General features: G+C 67.4%; 16 protein-coding genes. 7 read left to right on the top strand and 9 right to left on the bottom strand.

The window, feature by feature from the left end:
- Positions 1-4 precede the first annotated feature (4 nt).
- The 7 genes from J2X20_RS16920 to J2X20_RS16890 form a co-directional block, all read right to left on the bottom strand.
- Positions 5-766, bottom strand: a complete 762-nt coding sequence (locus tag J2X20_RS16920; protein ID WP_310266935.1) for an ABC transporter permease — start codon at positions 764-766, stop codon at positions 5-7.
- Positions 763-1,197, bottom strand: coding sequence for a cupredoxin domain-containing protein (locus J2X20_RS16915; RefSeq protein ID WP_310266933.1), 435 nt, complete (start codon positions 1,195-1,197; stop codon positions 763-765). Before J2X20_RS16915 ends, J2X20_RS16920 begins: the two co-directional genes overlap by 4 nt.
- Positions 1,194-1,781, bottom strand: coding sequence for an SCO family protein (locus J2X20_RS16910; protein WP_310266931.1), 588 nt, complete (start codon positions 1,779-1,781; stop codon positions 1,194-1,196). Before J2X20_RS16910 ends, J2X20_RS16915 begins: the two co-directional genes overlap by 4 nt.
- A complete protein-coding gene (locus tag J2X20_RS16905) occupies positions 1,778-2,806 on the bottom strand; it encodes an ABC transporter substrate-binding protein (RefSeq protein WP_310266929.1) in 1,029 nt (342 codons plus the stop codon). The genes J2X20_RS16910 and J2X20_RS16905 overlap by 4 nt, the downstream gene beginning before the upstream one ends.
- A 166-nt stretch (positions 2,807-2,972) precedes the next feature.
- Entirely contained in the window at positions 2,973-4,244 is a 1,272-nt protein-coding gene (locus tag J2X20_RS16900; RefSeq protein ID WP_310266927.1) for a Glu/Leu/Phe/Val family dehydrogenase, read from the bottom strand.
- Between the two features lie 200 nt (positions 4,245-4,444).
- On the bottom strand, positions 4,445-5,032 hold the full coding sequence (locus J2X20_RS16895) for a hypothetical protein (protein WP_310266925.1): 588 nt from the start codon (positions 5,030-5,032) through the stop codon (positions 4,445-4,447).
- Positions 5,033-5,049: 17 nt separating this feature from the next.
- Positions 5,050-5,661 carry a hypothetical protein gene (locus J2X20_RS16890; RefSeq protein ID WP_310266922.1) on the bottom strand — a complete coding sequence of 204 codons (612 nt, stop codon included), beginning with the start codon at positions 5,659-5,661 and terminating at the stop codon, positions 5,050-5,052.
- Between the two features lie 179 nt (positions 5,662-5,840).
- On the opposite strand from J2X20_RS16890, the gene J2X20_RS16885 reads away from it, so the two are divergent.
- Both J2X20_RS16885 and J2X20_RS16880 read left to right on the top strand, forming a co-directional pair.
- Positions 5,841-7,832, top strand: a complete 1,992-nt coding sequence (locus tag J2X20_RS16885; RefSeq protein ID WP_310266919.1) for a cation:proton antiporter — start codon at positions 5,841-5,843, stop codon at positions 7,830-7,832.
- Between the two features lie 69 nt (positions 7,833-7,901).
- The gene (locus tag J2X20_RS16880; protein WP_310266917.1) at positions 7,902-9,164 is read left to right on the top strand and encodes an acyl-CoA dehydrogenase family protein; all 1,263 of its coding nucleotides are present in this window, start codon (positions 7,902-7,904) and stop codon (positions 9,162-9,164) included.
- Here the strand turns inward: J2X20_RS16880 and J2X20_RS16875 are convergent, their stop codons facing one another.
- Together J2X20_RS16875 and J2X20_RS16870 are read right to left on the bottom strand one after the other, a co-directional pair.
- Entirely contained in the window at positions 9,165-10,928 is a 1,764-nt protein-coding gene (locus tag J2X20_RS16875) for a RecQ family ATP-dependent DNA helicase (protein ID WP_310266915.1), read from the bottom strand.
- Positions 10,925-11,683, bottom strand: coding sequence for an esterase/lipase family protein (locus J2X20_RS16870; RefSeq protein WP_310266912.1), 759 nt, complete (start codon positions 11,681-11,683; stop codon positions 10,925-10,927). Before J2X20_RS16870 ends, J2X20_RS16875 begins: the two co-directional genes overlap by 4 nt.
- A gap of 171 nt (positions 11,684-11,854) precedes the next feature.
- On the opposite strand from J2X20_RS16870, the gene J2X20_RS16865 reads away from it, so the two are divergent.
- The 5 genes from J2X20_RS16865 to J2X20_RS16845 all read left to right on the top strand — a co-directional run bounded on the left by J2X20_RS16865 (position 11,855) and on the right by J2X20_RS16845 (position 17,884).
- Positions 11,855-12,238, top strand: coding sequence for a DUF2177 family protein (locus J2X20_RS16865; RefSeq protein ID WP_310266909.1), 384 nt, complete (start codon positions 11,855-11,857; stop codon positions 12,236-12,238).
- A 12-nt stretch (positions 12,239-12,250) separates the two neighbouring features.
- Positions 12,251-12,484: a DUF2805 domain-containing protein gene (locus J2X20_RS16860; protein WP_310266907.1), complete on the top strand. Its 234-nt coding sequence runs from the start codon at positions 12,251-12,253 to the stop codon at positions 12,482-12,484.
- A complete protein-coding gene (locus tag J2X20_RS16855) occupies positions 12,474-13,712 on the top strand; it encodes an AGE family epimerase/isomerase (RefSeq protein WP_310266905.1) in 1,239 nt (412 codons plus the stop codon). Before J2X20_RS16860 ends, J2X20_RS16855 begins: the two co-directional genes overlap by 11 nt.
- A 268-nt stretch (positions 13,713-13,980) precedes the next feature.
- Positions 13,981-16,860, top strand: coding sequence for a TonB-dependent receptor (locus J2X20_RS16850; protein ID WP_310266902.1), 2,880 nt, complete (start codon positions 13,981-13,983; stop codon positions 16,858-16,860).
- A 70-nt stretch (positions 16,861-16,930) separates the two neighbouring features.
- Positions 16,931-17,884, top strand: a complete 954-nt coding sequence (locus tag J2X20_RS16845; protein ID WP_310266899.1) for a glycoside hydrolase family 43 protein — start codon at positions 16,931-16,933, stop codon at positions 17,882-17,884.
- Positions 17,885-17,947 lie beyond the last annotated feature (63 nt).

Below are 17,947 nucleotides of genomic sequence, written 5' to 3'. Positions count from 1 at the left end.
CTTGTTATCGGACATAGCGCCACCGCACCGTTTTCAGTTTTTCCAGCAGGCGCGTGATGCCGTCCAACATGAGGCCGATCATGCCGATGATGATCATGGCGGCGATGACGAGGTCATAGCGGTTGCCGGCGTTGCGCGAGTCCATGATGAGATAACCCAGGCCCGAGCGCAGCGCAATCATCTCGGCCGCCACCACCACCAGCCAGGCCACGCCGATGCCGATGCGCATGCCGATGATGATTTCCGGCAGCACGGCTGGAATGACGACGCGGCGGAACAGCACGCCGCGCGAGACGCCGAAGTTGGCCGCCGCGCGCAGATAGCGCCGGTCGATGGTGTGCACGCCCGAGGTCGTCTGCACGATCAGCGGGAACACCGACGAGATGAAGATCAGGAAGATGGGCGAGACGTCACCGACGCCGAACCACAGGATGGCCAGCGGGATCCAGGCGATGGGCGAGATGGGCCGCAGCATCTGGAAGATCGGGTTGAAGGTGCGGTAGGCGCCCGCCACCCAGCCCATCCACAGGCCCAGCGGTATGCCTACCAGCATGGCCAGGCCGAAGCCGATGCCGACGCGGTAGAGCGAGGCGGTGATGTGTTCCCACAGCGTGCCGTCCTGGGCCAGCTCCAGCGTGCCGGTGACGACTGCCCAAGGCGTCGGGAAGATGGGGCTTTCGTTGTGAACGACGATCCACCACCAGAAGCCGATGACGACGGCGATGACGGCCAGTGGCGGCCAGATCTTGGCCAGGCGTGAATTCAAGAGACGGTCTCCGGCTGGACGGGTTGCTTGTTCCGGTGCTGCCAGCGCCATTTCAGGCGTTGCCAGCCTGGCTCGGGCGTCGGCGCGACGATGACGGCCATCTGGCCGCTGGCATGGGCGCTGCACGCGAAGCTGTAGGTCGAGGCGACCTCGAAGGGCAGGCGAAAGCTCTGGCCCGGCATGATCAGCACCGGCCCGAACTGCTGGGGCACCTCGTCCTTGTTGCGCAGCAGCAGCTGGTCGTTGAGGCCCAGGGTCAGGTGGATGGTGTCGGGCAGGATCTCGACCTTGTCGCCGGCCATGCGGCGGGCATAGGTGCCCTTGGGGATCTCGAAGAGCTCGTCGCGCGAGGCCAGTTCCAGCGGCGCGAAGGCGGCCCAAGCCAGCGGCGCCAGCGCCACCACCGGCAGGAGCCAGAGCAGTTTCTTCACTTCGAGGCCAGCAGCAGCTGGAGGTCGTGGACGAAGTCCTTGGCCTCGTGGCCGTAGGGCATCATGGCCCGCAGCTTGCCGGTGCGGTCGATCAGCCAGACCGAGGTCGAGTGGTTCATGCCGTAGGCCGTATTGGCGTTTGCCTGCTGCTTGGCGCCAATCTTCTCGGCGACGACGCCATAGCGCTTGCGCATGACGGCCAGCGTGGCGGGCGTTTCGGTGCCGCCGATGAAGCTCTTGTCGAAGGCTTCGAGGTACTGGCGGATGCGGTTCAGGTCATCGCGCTCGGGGTCGACGGTCACGTAGACGACCTGCACATCGGCGGCATCCGTGCCCAGCTGTTTGCGCGCCTGGGCCAGCGTCGCCAGCGTCGTCGGGCAGACCTCGGGGCAGTGGGTGAAGCCGAATACCAGCAGCACCAGCTTGCCCTTGAAGCGGGCGAGGTTGAGGGCTGCTCCATCGCTGCCCTTGAGCGCGAACTCGGGCGCGGGCTGGGCGGGCTCGAAGACGCCGGCCTTGAGTCTCTCGGGGGCTGCCGTCGCGCTCAAGGGCAGCGTGGCCAGCAACAGGGCGCGACGCTTCATATCGTGATGGGCGCCGCCTTGGTCGCCTTGACGAAGCTCTCGTCCACGTATTTCTCGTAGGCGATCGGCTGCTTGATGGTGCCGGCCTCGATGGACAGCTGCATCAGCTCGTCGAACTCGGCGCGGATCATGCGCAGGTCGCCATAGGTCACGCGGTCCGTGGGGTTCTCCATCACGAAGCGCAGGATGTTGGGGTCCTGATTGAAGAACTTGCGGCCGGCGGCGATCTGGATGGCCTTCTCGCGGTTGGCGGGTCCCAGGTCCAGCCAGTTGCCGGCGCCCTGCACATGGTCGACGAGGTTCTGCACCAGGGGGCGGTTGTCCTTGATGAGTTCCTCGCGCACCGTCAGCACGCAGCAGATGTAGTTGCGCCACTCGTCGCGCGTCATGCGCAGCGGCTTGGCGTAGCCGGCGCGCTGGGCGGCGGCGCCGAAGGGCTCGCCGGTGCAATAGGCGTCCACGGCCTTGGCGAACAGGGCCGCCGGCATGTCGGGGGGCGGCATCTCGACGATCTGGATGTCCTTGGGCGTCATGCCCTCCTGGGCCAGCATCTTGCGCAGGAACAAAAAGTCCACGGCGAAGCGGCTGGGGATGGCGATGCGCTTGCCCGTCAGGTCCTTGAACTTCTTGTAGGGCGAATCGGTGCGCACCATGATGACGGCGCCCGAGCGGTGGCCCAGCGACACGATCTTGACCGGGATCTTCTTGTCGGCCAGGTCCATGACCAGGGGCGCCAGCATGTAGGCGGCCTGGATGCCGCCCGTCATCAGCGATTCCTTGATCTCGGGCCAGCCGTTGTATTTGCTGTACTCGAACTGGAAGGGCGCGTTGCCCGACGCCTTGTTGGTCAGCGCGCGCGCGGAACAGGCGACGGGCAGGGTCAGATTGCAGGTGACTGGCAGGCCGCCGACGATCAGCGGACCAGACGCCGCGGCGGCAGGCAGGCCCAGGGCAGGCAGGGTCGACGCCAACGCGCCGCGCAGCAGTTGGCGGCGATCCAGGCCGGTCGAGGAGGAATCGGGCATTTCAGGGGTCATGACAGCGCTTGCAGCAATGTGCCTGCTTCAGACGGACTGTCCATCCGTGCCAACCGAATTGTGCCTATGTACCTACATGTCACGGCCGTGCGGTCAAGCCCCAGAATGAAAAACGCCGGCATAGGCCGGCGTTCGCGATTCGGTCAGACAACGATCACGGATACAGGCCGCGTTCCTCGCGGGCCTGCAGCACCCGGGTGCAGGCCACCGTGAAGGCAGCGGTGCGCAGCGGGATCTTGTGCTGCTCGCCCGTCTCCCAGATGTGCTTGAAGGCGCCGATCATGATCTTGTCCAGGCGGACGTTGATCTCGTCCTCGGTCCAGAAGAAGGACGAGAAGTCCTGCACCCACTCGAAATAGGACACGGTCACGCCGCCGGCGTTGGCGATGACGTCGGGCACGACGACGATGCCGCGGTCGGCCAGCACGGCCTCGCCGTCGGGCGTCGTCGGGCCGTTGGCGCCTTCCAGCACCAGGCGGGTCTGGATGCGCTGGGCACGCTCGGCGGTGATCTGGCCTTCCAGGGCGGCCGGGATCAGGATGTCGCTCTTGATGTCCCAGAAGTCTTCGTTGGCGATCATGTCGCCGCCCTTGAAGCCGGCCACGCCACGGGTTGCGGCGACGTGGTCGAGCAGGCTGTGCATGTCGAAGCCGTTGTGGTTGACGATGGTGCCGGTGTGGTCCTGCACGCAGACGACCTTGGCGCCGTTGGCGGCGAACAGCTTGGCGGCGATGGAGCCGACGTTGCCGAAGCCCTGCACGGCGATGCGGGCGCCTTCCATGTCGATGTTCAGACGGCGCATGGCTTCGCGGCCGACGACGAAGACGCCGCGGCCGGTGGCGGCCACGCGGCCCAGCGAGCCGCCCAGGGGGATGGGCTTGCCGGTGACGACGCCGGTCGCCGTGGCGCCGACGTTCATCGAATAGGTGTCCATCATCCAGGCCATGATCTGGCCGTTGGTGTTGACGTCAGGGGCCGGGATGTCCTGGTTGGGGCCGATGATGATGCCGATCTCGCTGGTGTACCGGCGCGTAACCTTTTCCAGCTCCTTCATGGACAGCTGGGACGGATCCAGGCGGATGCCACCCTTGGCGCCGCCGTAGGGCAGGTTGACGGCGGCGTTCTTGATCGTCATCCAGCCCGACAGGGCCATCACTTCTTCCAGCGTCACGTCGGGGTGGTAGCGCACGCCGCCCTTGCCCGGCCCGCGCGTCAGGCTGTGCTGGACGCGGTAGCCCTCATAGTGGGCGATGGTGCCGTTGTCCAGTTCGATGGGGATGTCGACGATGAGGGCGCGCTTGGGGCGGCGCAGGGTCTCGACCCAGCGGCTGAGGCTGCCCAGATAGGGTTCGACCGCATCGATCTGCGACAGATAGGTTCCCCACGGGCTGTTGCGCGTGGGCGAAACAAACGACAGGTTGGGCATGAAATGCTCCGTAACTTTTGAGTGGGGCGAACGGTATCTCGAAGCCCGGCCCTCCCGCCACGACTTGTCTAGCCAAGTGCGTATGCGCTCATGCAAGCAACGCATGGCATCGGTTTCCAGTGCGGGATTTCACGGCGCGGCGCCGCAAAGGCAACAAAAAACCCGGCCGAGGCCGGGTTGGCGGCGCGAGCGCGACGAAGTTACTGGGCAGCCAGTGCGCGCTTGAAGTCGGCGTCGTCGAACAGCTTGCCGACCAGCGTCTTGTAGAGGGCGGTGTACTGGTTCATGGCCCGGGGGATGGCGACGGCGCCGACGAAGGACGATTCCCAGGTGGCCTCGGCGACGACCTCCTTGTCGAACGCCGTCTTGCCGTCGCGCTGGACCTGGATCCTGGCCGCCAGGCGGCCCTTGCCGGTGCCGATGGCGGCGTCGACCATGCTGTCGGTGAGCTGGCCTTCGATGACGACCTTGGACTTGGGGTCCAGCAGGCCGGCGGCGGCCAGCTCGGCGGCGATCTCGTCGCGCAGCTGGGTGGAGAAGCTGCCATGGGTCGGGCTCAGCGACGAGCCGCGCAGGCCGCTGAGCGAGGTGTCCATGGAGGCGGGCTTGCCGTCAGCCAGCTTGAAGCTGCCCAGCTGGGCGGGCGCGAGCTTGGCGGCGCGCAGCCTCTCGGCATTGGCGGCGCTGGGCGCCGATTCGGGCATCTTCACGGAGGCACAGCCGGCCATGGCGGCGAGCACGGCGACCAGCGCCAGGCGGCGCACCAGGGAATGGGAAAGGGTGTTCATGGCTTTGGAACTCGGTTTCACTTGAAGTTGGCGTCTTGGGACAGGTCGTTCAGCACGTTGCTGACGATCTGCTGGGTCATCAGGTAGACCGCATCCTTGGCGCTGTCCATCTTGGTGGCATTGCCGGGAGTGGCGGCGGCGCCAAGCGTCGTGTGGATGGCGTGGCGAGCCTGCTTGGTCAGCGCGGCCGAGTCGCCCGCGGCGCGGTAGTTGGCGGTGCAGACATAGCCGTCCGACACCTGGGACCCCGCCAGGCCGAAGGTCAGACCGGTGACGAAGCCCTTGGAAAAGGCGTTGTCCGTCAGGGGCACGTTGTTCAGCGTGATGGTCAGCAGGGCGCCACTGGGCACCGCGTTGGATCCGACCTCGCTGAAGAGGCCGCTGGCCTTGACCTGATCGACGACCCGCTCGCGCAGGAAAGCGGTTGCCTGGGCGTTGGCGACGCCCTTGGTCTGGAAGTCGAACAGCAGCTGGACCGGCACCGGGCTGGCCGGCTTCTTGAACTGCGCGGCGCGGACTTCCTTGGTGGTGCCGTCCACATAGACGCTGGCACAGCCGCCCATCAGGGACGTCGCGGCCACGAACAGGCAAAGCACGGCTCGCCGCGCTCCATTTCTCAGAGCAAACATGGAATCTCCCTTGCGTTGATGGGCGCGCCAGGCGGCGCACCTCTTCTTTTGCACAGCGTTGCCCGACCGTTTCTTGCGGAGCGAGCCCCGCTGGCGCGCGCACTATAGGGAGCTCCCCGGGCGTCGCGCGCCCGCAATATCCCGGGAAAGCGCGCAAAGGTGCCGAATACCATCCGGGCGTGACCTCCCTCGACCTCGCCCTGCTCTACCTGGTGGCCGCCGTCTTCGGCGTGGTCGTCTGCCGCTCCCTGAAGCTGCCGCCCATGCTGGGCTATCTGGCCGTCGGCGTGCTGATCGGCCCGAACGCGCTGGCGTTCGCCCACGATTCGGCCAGCATCCAGTACCTGGCGGAGTTCGGCGTCGTCTTCCTGATGTTCGCCATCGGGCTGGAGTTCAATCTCCCCAAGCTGAGGGCGCTGAAGACGGCCGTCTTCGGCATCGGCATGGCCCAGGTCGTGCTCACCATCGCGGGTGCGATGCTGGGCAACGTACTGCTGGTCGCCGGCTTCGCCCTGCTGGGCCTGGCCTGGCAGATGGGCTGGCAGGGCGCCCTGGTGCTGGGTGCGGCCATGGCCATGAGCTCGACCGCCATCATCGTCAAGCTGATGGCCGAGCGCCTGGAGCTGGAGAGCCCGCACGGCAAGCTCGTCATGGGCGTGCTGCTGTTCCAGGATCTGGCCGTCGTGCCCCTGCTGGTGCTGATCCCGGCCCTGAACAGCAGCGGCAGCGAGATGATGACCGCCCTGGCCTGGGCCGGCCTGAAGGCCGTGGCCCTGCTGACCCTGCTGCTGTACGGCGGCCAGAAGGTCATGCGCTGGTGGCTGACCCTGGTGGCGCGGCGCAAGAGCGACGAGCTCTTCATGCTCAACCTGCTGCTGGTGACCCTGGGCCTGGCCTGGCTGACCGAGCATTTCGGACTCAGCCTGGCCCTGGGGGCCTTCGTCGCCGGCATGCTGATCTCGGAGACCGAATACCGCCACCAGGTGGAGACCGACATCCGGCCCTTCCACGACGTGCTGCTGGGCCTGTTCTTCATCACCATCGGCATGAAGCTGGACTGGCGGCCGCTGGTGGACACCTGGTGGTTGGTCATCCTGCTGACCCTGGCGCCAGTGCTGGCCAAGTTCGCCCTCATCGCCGGCCTGGCGCGGCTCTTCAAGTCGCCGCCCGGCGTGGCCCTGCGCACGGGCCTGTACCTCGCCCAGGCCGGCGAGTTCGGCTTTGTGCTGCTGACGCTGGGCGCCGAGCAGGGCCTGGTGGCCCAGCAATGGGTCAGCCCGGTGCTGGCCAGCATGGTGCTGTCCATGCTGGGCACGCCCATCCTGGTCATGTACAGCAACCGCATCGTCATGAAGCTGTCCAGCAGCGACTGGCTGATGCAGTCCGTGCAGCTGACCACCATCGCCAAGAAGAGCATCCACGCCGAGGCCCACGTCATCATCTGCGGCTACGGCCGCTCGGGCCAGAACCTGGCGCGCCTGCTGGAAGGCGAACACATCCCCTATATGGCCCTGGACCTGGATCCCGACCGCGTGCGCCAGGCCGCCGCGGCCGGCCAGAGCGTCGTCTTCGGCGACGCGGCCAAGGTGCAGAGCCTGATGGCCGCAGGCCTGGCGCGCGCCAGCGCCGTCGTCGTCAGCTATCACGACACGAACTCGGCGCTGAAGATCCTCGACCTCGTGCGCGCCCATGCGCCCAAGGTGCCCGTCGTCGTGCGCACCATCGACGACACCGACCTCGAGAAGCTCAAGACCGCCGGGGCCACCGAGGTCGTGCCCGAGGCCATCGAGGGCTCGCTGATGCTGGCCTCGCATGCCCTGGCCCTCGTGGGCGTGCCGATGCGCCGCGTCATCCGCATCACCCGCGACGCGCGCGACAAGCGCTATGGCCTGCTGCGCGGCTATTTCCATGGGGCCGACGACGACACCGTCGACGAACTCGACCAGGCCCGGCTGTCCTCCGTCACGCTGCCCACCGCCAGCCCGCATGCCGGCAAGCTGCTGGACGACCTGGCCCTGCACGCCCTGGGTGTCGCCGTGGTGTCATTGCGGCGCGCCAACGGCAAGGGCCAGCTGGTCGACGGCGCGACGCTGGCGGGCGGCGACACCCTGGTCATCAGCGGCATGCCGGCGGCACTGGCCCTGGCCGAGGAAAAGCTGCTGGCGGGCTGATGCCGCCTGAGTGACAAGCGCGCGGTGCTTGCTGAGCCAAACTGGCGGCACACGAACACGGAGCCGGCCATGAACTTCGACTACAGCCCCAAGGTGCAGCAAGCGCAACAGCGCCTGCTGGCCTTCTTCGACGAGCACATCTATCCCAACGAGCGCCGCTATCTCGAAGAGGTCGAAGCCAACCGCCGCGCCGGCAATGTCTGGCAGGCGACCAAGGTCATCGAGGAGCTCAAGCCCAAGGCACGCGCGGCCGGCCTGTGGAATCTCTTCCTGCCCAAGTCCAACCGGGCGCCCGAGGGCCTGTCCAACCTCGAGTACGCACCGCTGTGCGAGATCATGGGCCGCGTGTTCTGGGCCCCCGAGGTCTTCAACTGCTCCGCACCCGACACCGGCAACATGGAGACGCTGGAGCGCTACGCCTCCGAAGCGCTGAAGGACAAATGGCTGGAGCCGCTGCTGCGCGGCGAGATCCGTTCGGCCTTCCTGATGACGGAGCCGGCCGTGGCCTCCAGCGACGCGACCAATATCGAATGCCGCATCGAGCGCGATGGCGACGACTACGTCATCAACGGCCGCAAGTGGTGGAGCTCCGGCGCCGGCGACCCGCGCTGCGCCGTCTACATCGTCATGGGCAAGACCAATGCCGAGGCGGGCCGCCATGAGCAGCAGTCCATGATCGTCGTGCCGGCCGACGCGCCCGGCATCACCGTCATCCGCCCGCTGTCGGTGTTCGGCTACGACGATGCGCCGCACGGCCACATGGAGGTCGAGCTGAAGAATGTGCGCGTGCCGGCCTCCAACATCCTGCTCGGCGAGGGCCGTGGTTTCGAGATCGCCCAGGGGCGCCTGGGCCCCGGCCGCATCCACCATTGCATGCGTTCCATCGGCGCCGCCGAGCGCGCCCTGCAGCTGCTGTGCGAGCGCGCCATCGCCCGCACGGCGTTTGGCAAGACCATCGCCCAGCAGACCGTCACGCAGGAGCGCATCGCCGAGTCGCGCTGCATGATCGAGCAGGCCCGCCTGCTGACGCTGAAGGCCGCCTACATGATGGACACGGTGGGCAACAAGGTCGCCAAGGCCGAGATCGCGATGATCAAGATCGTCGCACCCAACATGGCCCTGCAGGTCATCGACTGGGCCATCCAGGTGTTCGGCGGCATGGGGGTGTCGCAGGACACGCCGCTGGCCATGATGTGGGCCCACCAGCGCACGCTGCGCCTGGCCGACGGGCCGGACGAGGTGCACCGCAACTCGCTGGCCAAGCTGGAGCTGGCCAGCCACATGAAGCTGCCGGCCGATCGCATCAGCATGCCCGTCACGCGCGGCAGCTGATCAGCCCTTCGCGGTCGCCAGCACGAAGTCCGGGTGAATGTCCCGGACGCCGTGGCGCGGGAAGCTGATCCTCACCATCTCCGCGCTGCACACCTGCACCTCGCCCCAGCCAAAGCGTCGCACGCGCACGCGCTGGCCGGGTTCGAAAGCGGCGACGGGCGCCGTGTCCGGGGCTTCATCGGCCCTCGGCGCCGGGCGTTCCGTGGCAAGCAGCTGCTCGAAGCGCACGCAGCTGTCGCAATGGCCGCAGCGGCCCGAGGTGTCGTCCAGGGTTTCGCCGAAATGCGCCAGCACGCTGGCCCAGCGGCACCCACCGGCCTTGGCGTAAAGCACCATGGCCGAAAGGCCGTCGCGGCCGCTTTGCAGTCGCTGTCGTGCCGCCGCTTCGGCCGCTTCGACGACGGCTTCGGGCCCGCGCCGCGTGGCTGGTCGCAGCCCGTCCGCCTCGCTGCCACGCAGGGCGCGTACCGAGCGCAGGGCCGCCAGCACCCGCTCCAGCCGACGCATCGGTAGCCGCGCAATTTCGGCCAGGGCCGCCGGCAGCCAGCCGCGTTGCGGCGTGTGGCTGGCCAAGGCATGCCAGACGGCGCTCAACTCCTCGCGCGACGGCGCCTGGCCGCCGGCGAAGAACTGCTGCAATGCGCGGTCGCCTTCGCGGAACAGCAGCACGCAGTCCGCGGGTTCGCCGTCACGGCCGGCGCGGCCGAATTCCTGCACATAGGCTTCGATGGACGCCGGCATCTGGGCGTGCAGCACGAGGCGGATGTCCGGCTTGTCGATGCCCATGCCGAAGGCGTTGGTCGCCACCATGATGCGCGTCTGGCCGGCCATGAAGGCCTCCTGCGCGGCGGCGCGCTCCTTCACTGGCAGCTTGCCGTGATACAGGCCCGCGGGCAGCTGCGCCTCGCGCAGCGCGCGGTGCAAGGCGGTGGCCTCCCGCACGGTGGCGCAGTAGACGATGGCGCAGCCGGCCAGTTCGCGCAGCCGATTCAGCAGCAACTCGCGTCTTTGTTTTTCCGTCTGCGGCAGCTCGACGGCCAGGCGCAGATGGGGTCGGTAGACGCCGTGGCAGATCACGCCGTCGCGCGGGATGGCCAGGGCCTGGGCAATCTCGCGCTGCACCGCCGCGGAGGCCGTGGCCGTCAGCGCCAGCACCGGTGGGCGACCGAGGGCGCGGCGGGCGTCACGCAAGGCGCTGAAGGCGGGACGGAAGTCGTGGCCCCATTGCGAGATGCAGTGGGCCTCGTCCACCACCAGCAGGCCCACGCGCTGTTCCTGCAGCAGGCCCAGCGTGCGTGCGTCGGCCAGGCGCTCGGGTGTCGTGAACAGCACGCGCACCGCGCCGCGCGCCAGCAGGGCCTCGGTCTCCAGCCGCGCGTTGGCATCCAGCGCAGAATGCAATTGCCTGGCCTGCACGTGGCGTTCGACCAGGGCATCGCATTGGTCCTTCATCAACGCGATCAGCGGCGAGATGACGACGGTCAGCGCGTCGCTCAGCACGGCGGGCAGCTGATAGCACAGCGACTTGCCAGCACCGGTGGGCATGACGGCCAGCGTGTTCTGGCCCTCCAGCACACGGGCGATGACCTCGGCCTGGCCAGGGCGCAGGGCCTGCAGCCCGAAGACGCGCTTCAGCGTGGCGCGCAGCTTCACGGGCACGACCGGCTCGCGTGGCGGCAGCTTTTCCGGCACGGGCGTGGGACTGGGGCTGGGTGGCTCGTCGCCAGGGCGCAGGCGGGCCGGCCAGCTGGCCGCGGCGCTCACGCGGCCGCCTTGCGACGGCAGCCCAGGACGCCGGTCACATGGTTCAGCACCTCCGGGGCCCAGCCCATGCCCATGTGGCTGGCCTTCACCTCGATGTCGCGCGCCAGCGGCCAGCGGCGCGCATGCGTGCAGGCTTGCCAGGCGACGACGCCGTCGCGGCGGCTGTACAGGGAGATGGTCGGGACCGGCGGCGGTTCGGCCAGGCGCTCGCGCAGCGCGGCCTCGTCGGGCGCCCGCTTGCCATTGAGCAGGCGGAACAGCCAGCCGACGTTGGTGTCGTCGACGCTGCCGTTGAAGGGCGTGCCGATGGTGACGACATGGTGGACGCGGTCATGCCAGCGCTTGGCCAGCTCGCGGGCATAGAAGCCGCCCAGGCTCCAGCCGACGAAGCTGACCTCGCGCGCCGGCGCCACGCGCTCGTGCAGCTTGTCGGCCAGCTGGTCCAGCCAGGCGTCGACGTCGCCGCGCGGGCCGGTGTTCATGCCCTGACCCCAGTCCAGCGCCCGAAAGCCGGAGCGCTCCAGGTGGCGGCGCAGCGGCCACAGTGTCAGTCCGTCGGTGCCCAGGCCCGGAAAGAGCACCACGGTATGGCCCGCGCCGATCGGGGTCGGCGGCTTGCGCCAGTGCAGCAGCGCCGCCCAGGCCTCCAGCGTGGCGCGTGCGGGCTCGGAAGCCAGCAGCGACAGGGCCGGTCGCCGGTTGGGTGCCGCGGCAGGCTTCGGCGGCAGGGTCACGACGGGAGTGGCGGAGTTCATGGCAGTGGCGGCGTGAGCCAGGATGACATTCGATGGCCCCGATGCTGGCGTGCCAGGCCAGCCCCCGGTGCCAGCGCGGCGCCACAGCCGCTGTAGGACGGCACGGACGCGGCGCCCTCCGACGCCGGGGCCGCGCGCTCGCAGGCAAACTGCGGCGCCATGCAGGCCTTCATGAAACCCTATCTCGCAGCCCTGCTCGTCATGGGCATGCTGGACGCGCTCTGGCTCGGTTGGCTGGCGCGCGACTTCTACCGCCAGGAGATGGGTGAGCAGATGGCCGACCCCATCCGCTGGGTGCCAGCTCTTGTCTTCTATTTCGCCTATCCCGCCGCGCTGGTCGCCCTGGCCCTGTTCCCGGCCGGCCAGCCGCTGGGCCAGCAGGTCGCGCGTGCGGCCCTGGTCGGCCTGGTGGCTTACGGCGTCTACGACCTGACCAACCTGTCCACGCTGAAACACTGGCCGTTGAAGCTGGCGCTGGTGGACACGATATGGGGGTGCCTTGCCAGCACCGTATCTGGTGGGGTTGCTGCCTGGGTTGCGCAGCGCTGGCGCTGACAGAATGCGGGCATGGCCAAGCCCGCCCCCAAGCTCAACCCGGAAGAAGTCAAACGCGTCATCGCCACCGCCTTCGAGGATGCGCCGCCCTACAACAAGGTGCTGCTCACGCATGGCATCGGGCATGGCGAACTGGTGGCCCTGCTCAAGCGCGAGCTGACGCCGGCCGCGTTCAAGCTGTGGACAGCCAAGGGCAAGTCGGGCAAGGGCCCCACCAAGAAGGCAACCTGGCCCCATGGTCGCTGAGTTCAAGCTCCATCGCCGCGCCGTCCTCGCGCTGCTGGCCGCCGTTGCGGCGTGCAGCGACCCGGATGCCCGCATCCGCAACCGCATCGACACCGGCTGGCACCGCGATGATCTCGAGGCCCTGCTGCTGCACTGGCACGGCCATGCGCTGCGACCCGATGGCAGCTTCCAGCTGGCTTTCGACCGCGCCTGGAAGCCCCAGCCCCAGCCCGAGCTGGAGCTGACCGGCCAGGCCCGCCTCGTCTACGCCTTCGCGGCCGGCCACGAATACATCCCGGATGCGGGTTATCTCAAGGTCGCCCGGCGCGGCGCCGACTATCTGCTGCAGCGCTTTCGCGATCCCGTGCATGGCGGCTTCTTCTACAGCGTCACTCCCGAGGGCGCGCCCAAGGGCACGGCCAAGCGGGCCTATGGCCATGCCTTCGCGTTGCTGGCCCTGGCCGAGGTCTATCGCATCGGCGGCGACGTGCGCTATCGCGACGCGGCCCTGCAGGCCTGGCGCGAGATCGAGCTCAACTTCTTCGACCCGGCGGGCGGCCTCTTCAACGAGTGCGAACGGGACTTCAAGCCCGTGGCGGGCTCGCGCACGCAGAACCCGCTGATGCATATGTTCGAGGCCCTGCTCGCGCTGCGTGAGGCCACCGGCGACAAGATCGCCGAGAACGGTGCCCGCCGCCTGGGCGACTTCGTCGTCAACCAGCTGATGCAGGGCCAGGCCGAGGGCAGTGCCCACATCCCCGAGTGGTATGACGAAGCCTGGAAGCCGCTGCCGACCCAGGCGGCCGGCGGCTATATCGACCTCGGCCACCAGTTCGAGTGGAGCCATCTGCTGACAACGGGCGCCGTCGTCTCGCCCATCTATGCCCAGGTGGCCGAACGGGTGCTGTCCTATGCCCTGGCCTCGGGCTATGACGACATCGAGGGCGGTTGCGGCCTCAAGGCCTTCCCCGACGGAGGCAAGACCGACACGCGCAAGGGCTGGTGGCAGCAGGCCGAGTGCCTGCACGGCCTGCTGGTCGGCGCCAAGGAGACGGCGCGCAACGACCTGTGGCGGCGCTACGAGCAGACGCAGGAGCTGATCAAGAAGCAGCTCATCGATGCCGAGTACGGTGGCTGGCGCGCTGCCGACGTGCTGCCCTGCAAGAGCGGCGGCTGCAAGGATGTGCAGCCCGACCCGTATCACATGGTGCGCCTGCACCAGGCGGCGCTGAAACTCGCGAGCGGCTGACGCCGCTGTTGTTCAGGCTCGACAGGGGCGACGACCGGAGCTTCTCCGCGGTCGTCGCCTTGCCGCGAGGCCGCGCAGCGGCGCCTGGGAAAGCTAGTGACTAACCCGGACATGCGATGCGAAAACCAGCATCGAGAAGTCCAAAAATCTCATTAGTCGCGAATCGGTCGGCCCCCTAGCATGAATTCAGACCCGAGCCCACCGGCCCCCTAGAGGCTGACGCTGACAGGGTTGGATCCGCCTACCCATAACGATTCCCGGAGACACGATGAAGAACCAAGGCCTGGCGCCGCAGCCTGCGCGCGCCCCCATTGCCAGCCTTCCGAGCTTTGCCCTCAGCCTGACCGCCGCCGCGGCGCTGGCCGCCCTGTCCGGCAGCGCCCTGGCGCAGGAAGCTGCCAAGTCCGAGTCCTTGGAAACGGTGACCATCACCGGTGTCCGGGCATCGCTGACCAAGAGCCTGGCGAACAAGCGCACCAACGACCAGGTCGTCGAATCGGTCGTTGCCGAAGACATCGGCAAGCTGCCCGACAACAACGTCGTCGAAGCGCTGCAGCGCGTGACGGGCATTCAGGTCACCAACCGCGCCGGCGGCGAAGTCGGCACCATTTCCATCCGCGGCCTGCCCGACATTGCCACGACCTGGAACGGCCGCAACATCTTCACCGCGTCCGGCACGCAGGTGGCGCTGCAGGACATTCCGTCGACCCTGGTGCGCCAGATCGACGTCTACAAGACGCGCGACGCCGGACAGCTCGAAAACGGCATCGCCGGCCAGATCGACGTCAAGTCGCTGCGCCCCTTCGATTTCAAGGGCTCGAAGTTCTCGCTGCTGGCGCGCGAAACCTATCTCGACCCCGCCAAGAAGGCGAATCCGCAGCTGAGCGCGCTGGCCAGCAACCGCTGGAAGACCGACGCCGGTGACTTCGGTGCGCTGCTCAATCTGTCGATGGTCAAGACGGACTACCGCAACGAAAGCGTGACGCCCGGCGCCATGGTGCCGTTCACCAGCCCGAATGCCGCCGAAGTGCCGGCCGGCTATACGCCGCTGCAGCGCATCTTCGACAACAACGTCTGGGCACCCGGCACCTACACCGGCCTGCCGCAGCAAGCCGGTTCGACACTGAACTTCAACGGCGTTGCGAAGCCCTTCTACCTGGCGCGTGACGCCGTCTTCCAGAGCGACGTCGCCGGTGAACGCAAGCGCCCGGCCGCCAACCTCGCCCTGCAGTGGCAACCGAACGCGGACTCCGTCTACACGTTCGAGACCATGTACAACGGCTATCGCGACAAGTCCTTCAACAGGCTGCTGTTCAGCTTCGTGGACTGGTGGGGCAATCTCGGCAGCAACCCCGCGAGCACCATCACGACTTTCCCGGGCACCAACGTCATCAAGACGCGCACCGTCAATGACGTCTATGGCTTCAACAGCGGCGACTACACCACCTCGGCCACCGATTCCCGCATCTATGCCCTGAACGGCAAGTGGAATCTCGGCGACCGGCTGAGGCTGGACGGCGATGTGTCCTACCAGACCAGCAAGTTCCACTCGGAATTCACCGCCACCCGCATTGACCGCGTCGCGCCGCAGATCACCGTCGACTTCAATTCGGGCGGCGGCAACATGGCCTTCAAGTTCAACAACAACGCCGACCTGGCGGACCCGGCCAAGTGGAACGTGGCGCAGTTCTACGACAACGCCAACCGCAACGAGGGCAGCGCCGCCACTGCCAGCCTGAACGGTGTCTACGACGCCGACTGGGGCCCGCTCAAGACGCTGAATTTCGGCGCGCGTTTCGACAGCCGCAAGGCCTCGGAAGCCAACCGGACGCAATCGGCCTTCCTGGGCCGCAACCTGGCGTCGCTGGGCGCCAACTACTACCACGTCAACTCGAATTTCGGCACCGACATCTCGGACGTGCCGCGCTCCTGGATCGAGCCGAACGCCTACTACATCCGCGACAACATCGATGCCTGGCGCAAGCTCTACAACTCGGTCGATGCGAACTTCCTGACGACCGACAAGCTGAGCCTGCAGAAGACCTTCGACGTCAAGGAAGACACCACCAACCTCTTCCTGATGGCGGACACCGAAAGCCAGTTGTTCGGCCGTCCCCTGCGCGCCAACTTCGGCGTGCGCTATGTGCAGGTCGACACCAGCATGACCGCCTACGCCGTCAACGCCACCACCAAGGTGGTGACGCCGACGAACGGTGAGAAGACGGCCAGGAAGTTCCTGCCCAGCCTGACGCTGCGCTACGAGCCGGTCAAGGATGTGATGGTGCGCTTGAACTACGGCGAGACGCTGCGCCGCCCGGGCTTTGGCGATCTCAACCCGGTGCTGCAACTCAGCGACGACGTCTCGCGCGTCGGCTACGGCGGCGGCGGCGGTGGCAATCCCGGCCTGGAGCCGACGCGCTCCAAGAACCTCGACCTGACGGGTGAGTGGTATTTCCAGAAGGACAGCGCGCTGTACGGCACCCTGTTCCAACGCAAGATCGAAGGCCTGGTCGTGCCCCTGCGTCGCCGCGTTCACGTCGATCCGGCCAACGACCCCTTCCGCAACTCGACCTCCGGCGGCGACCACAGCAACGGCTATGACTACGTCATCAGCTCGCCGGTCAATGCGTCCAACGGCAAGATCAGCGGCCTGGAACTCGGCACCGTCTACTTCCCGAAGGGCTTGCCGGGCCTGCTGGACGGCCTGGGCTTCCAGGGCAGCGTGACGCGCCTGACCTCGTCGCAGAACGTGCCGACCGCCAACAGCGCCGGCGAGATCGTCTCGCAGCTGGAGACGCCCTTCTTCGGCGTGTCCAAGCTGTCGTGGAATGCCACCCTGGCCTACGAGAAGGGCCCCATCGGCGCCCGCCTGTCCTATGTCCGTCGCTCGGCCTTCCTGGCCGCCAACGAAGCCGCGCTGTTCGCCAACCCGATCGGCATCTGGCGCCAGCCGGAAAAGAGCGTGGACCTCCAGCTGACCTACAACATCAACGATCAGATGGCGCTGGACATCAGCGGCGTCAACCTGACCAACGAGATGCAGCAGCAGTACTACCACTTCGGCAGCGCCGGCAACCCCGAGCTGACCAATTTCGGCACGGTCCAGATCGGCCGGGCGGTCTCGATCGGTTTCCGCTGGAAGCTTTAAGCCGGGCCTGTGCTCGCAGGGCGTTGCAGGGGCCTCCCCGGCAACGCCCTTTTTCTCTTTGGCTGACTCCATGTCCGACCTTCTTGAGCCGCTGATCCGCCAGCGCGCCGACCCCCACATCAGCCGCCACGACGACGGCTTCTATTACTTCACCGCCTCGGTGCCGCAGTACGACCGCATCGAGATCCGTCGCGCGGCCACCATCGAGGGCCTCGTGAACGCGCCGGTCTTCGACGTCTGGCACAAGCCCGACACGGGGCCGTGGTCCGAGCTGATCTGGGCGCCCGAGTTGCATTTCAATGACGGGGCCTGGTATGTCTACTTCGCCGCCGCGCCGACCCGCGCGCTGGATGGCCTCGGCATGTTCCAGCACCGCATGTATGCGATTCGCAATCAGGCGAAAGACCCGTTGGGCGGTGCATGGGAGTTCCTCGGTCAGGTCGACACGGGCCTGGACAGCTTCTGCCTGGACGCCACCACCTTCAGCCACCGCGGCCAGCTCTACTACCTGTGGGCGCAGAAGGATTCGGCCATCCCGGGCAATTCCAACCTCTACATCGCGCCGATGCAGACGCCCTGGCAGCTGGCCGGTGAGCCGGTGCTGCTGAGTCGACCGGAGTACGACTGGGAATGCCGCGGCTTCCTCGTCAACGAGGGGCCGTCGGTCTTGATCCGCAACGGCCGCGTCTTCATCAGCTACTCGGCCAGCGCGACGGACGAGAACTACGCCATGGGCCTGCTGTGGGCGGACGAAAACGCCGACCTGCTGGACCCGACGAACTGGCGCAAGTCCGTCCAGCCCGTCATGCGCAGCGCGGCCGAGGACAGCGTCTTCGGTCCCGGCCACAACAGCTTCACCGTGACGGACGACCCGGACGAGGTGCTGCTGGTCTATCACGCCCGCACCTACACCGAGATCGAGGGCGACCCGCTGTGGAACCCCGACCGCCACACGTTTGTGAAGCCGCTGCGCTGGTCGGCCGACGGCATGCCCCTCTTCGGCAAGCCGTCCCGACGCGATTGATGCCGGTTTCGGTATCGGTACGCCGAGTTAATTGATTGGATTGCGTATCCCAGCCTACCTAGC

Source organism: Roseateles saccharophilus, assembly GCF_031458095.1.
Taxonomy (GTDB): Bacteria; Pseudomonadota; Gammaproteobacteria; order Burkholderiales; family Burkholderiaceae_C; genus Pelomonas; species Pelomonas saccharophila_A.
The sequence above is the reverse complement of the archived record's forward strand: the minus strand, read 5'-3'. Positions and strand labels throughout refer to the sequence as shown.